A 303-nucleotide genomic window follows, 5' to 3' on the forward strand; every position below is an offset into this window, starting at 1 on the left:
CTCGGGACGTTCATCAGTCTGCGCGCCCAGTCATGCAACGCCCACGCCGTCGGACTCATCTTGGGCTACGCTGTGGCTCAGATGCGCCCCGACCGACTGAGGGCTATCGCTCTGAACGACCGCTTCTGGGTGTTTTTCTTCGCGCTGCAGACGGCCAATGTCATGGCGTTCTATTGGTCGGTGGGGACCTCCACTGTGATGACTATGATAATTGTGCAGGTGGCGGGGGCTGCTTCGGGTGCCTTCTTCTTCGCGCTGAGCTGTCAGGCGACTGCCGGAGTGGGCGCGCGAGTGTTCCTCGCG

The 303-nt window shown here is 62.0% G+C and carries 1 protein-coding gene; it reads left to right on the forward strand.

The genetic code is table 11. The annotated features are described in order from the left end of the window. On the forward strand, window positions 1–303 hold a 303-nt coding region (locus NE591_RS14225; RefSeq protein ID WP_256156979.1), incomplete at both ends, for a hypothetical protein.

Source organism: Adlercreutzia sp. DFI.6.23 (assembly GCF_024462535.1).
Lineage (GTDB): Bacteria > Actinomycetota > Coriobacteriia > Coriobacteriales > Eggerthellaceae > Adlercreutzia > Adlercreutzia rubneri.